This is a genomic window from Methylobacterium isbiliense (assembly GCF_022179325.1).
Taxonomy (GTDB): domain Bacteria; phylum Pseudomonadota; class Alphaproteobacteria; order Rhizobiales; family Beijerinckiaceae; genus Methylobacterium; species Methylobacterium isbiliense.
In genome coordinates this window covers 1-1,539 of the sequence record NZ_BPQQ01000137.1, presented here as the reverse complement: position 1 = coordinate 1,539, position 1,539 = coordinate 1, and the positions used below count along the sequence as shown (strand labels likewise).

General features: G+C 62.6%; 2 protein-coding genes. Both read left to right on the top strand.

Annotated features, from left to right (window positions below; translation table 11 throughout):
- A partial coding sequence (locus MFF61_RS33110; RefSeq protein WP_238242008.1) for a nucleotidyltransferase domain-containing protein occupies window positions 1-513 on the top strand: 513 nt, incomplete at its 5' end.
- A complete protein-coding gene (locus tag MFF61_RS33105) occupies window positions 510-947 on the top strand; it encodes a HEPN domain-containing protein (RefSeq protein ID WP_238242007.1) in 438 nt (145 codons plus the stop codon). The genes MFF61_RS33110 and MFF61_RS33105, both read left to right, overlap by 4 nt.
- The last annotated feature ends 592 nt before the right edge of the window (window positions 948-1,539 follow it).

The following is a 1,539-nucleotide window of genomic DNA, read 5'->3' as shown; positions in this document are numbered from 1 at the left end:
GGGTATCCGGATTTTGATGTGGAACTATGCCGACGCTTGCTCGCGGCGCGTCATGAACGCGACGGGAGGCGAACCGCGAATAGGCCGGCACTGAGAACCCGATCCGCGAGCCGGCAGGCTGATGCAAGGTATCTGCGGATGTTGTATAATCGTGACATGACTCGCGTCGATGGCATCGCTGGATATGAAGCTGCGCTCGGTGCCGCGATTGACCGGCTCCGAGATTTCGCGCCGGTCGAGAAGGTGATCCTGTTCGGCAGCCGAGCGCGTGGAGATCATCACGAGAATAGCGACTGGGATATCTGCGTCTTGTTGGATGATGATATCCCGAGCGGCATCTACACTCCAAGCCGGATGTGGGAGGCTGTTCGAGATTTGGGCCTTCCAATCCAAATTGCCCCGATGCGGATAAGCGTCTTCGAGGCTAAGCGTCGTGACGTAAATGCTCTGGCGCACGACGTCGCACAAGACGGCGTAGTTCTTTTCGACAACGGACTGAAGTCTTATCCATGAGCGGCGCCTCCGACCCGATCGATTGGCTGAACAGGGCGCGTCAGGATGTGCGTTCGGCGCGCAGGCTTCTGATCGACCCTCCAGAAATCGAGGTCGCTGCCTACCACGTTCAGCAGGCTGTGGAGAAAGCCATCAAATCCTACCTTGCTGCGGAGGCGATTAGATATCCTCGCGGTGGAGGTGCGGGTCATGATTTGGAGGCGCTGGCGAGCCTGATACCAGAAGCGGATCCTCTACATGTCCAGGCGCTGTCGCTCTCCTACCTGACGCCGTGGGCGACAGCTTACCGTTATCCCGCCGACGACCCGATGACGGCAGAACCTCCTCCGGCAAGATCTCAGATCGAGCATGATTTGTTGCTAGCGGAAGCGTTCATCGAAGCGGTGGCACAGAGGGTTGCTCCTGTGCCACCAAGCCGAGGGTCCACTCCTTAGGCTTATGCCTTGGGCAACAGGCGACGATCTATCTGCGCCCGTCGCTCCACACTAAAATCCGGATAGCCGATTCCGTGGAACCCGCGCGGTGGGACGCGCGCGGTTGTGGCGCCGGTCGCAGGCTCCGCCCCAACCATGATGGTTGCGGCCAGGCAGGGAAAACAGGCTCACGGGCCCGGCGCAGGAGCGGTCCGCCTTTGCCCCGACATCGCCAATGAACAGGTTCGGGCGATCTGCCAAAAGCTAAATTACGGATGCGTTGCCGATATTGCCCGCCTGTGCAAGAGTTGCGCCGGGTTCGTTGGGGTCGCTTGGTCCTTGGCACTTCTGCGCGCAGTGTTGCTCGCCGTTCTGGCGATGGCCGTGGCCATCGCCCCGGCAGCACCGTGCACGATGCAGCGGCACGCCGCGGCCGATCACTCTTCGGCCCCTGCCGACCCGCATGCGTACCACCGGCGCCTGGCCACACTCGGCGGAGCCGACGCTCCCGCGGGATCGGCGGTCCACGCGGATGGCGGGGACGGCGCGGACTGCCACCGGCACGCCTCGGCGGGCCAGCAGTCTCCTGGCCCGCCTGGGCACCACAAGCGTG

Excerpts from the sequence above, each read along its gene's own strand:
- MFF61_RS33105 (WP_238242007.1), top strand. The coding sequence starts at position 510 with ATGAGCGGCGCCTCCGACCCGATCGATTGGCTGAACAGGGCGCGTCAG.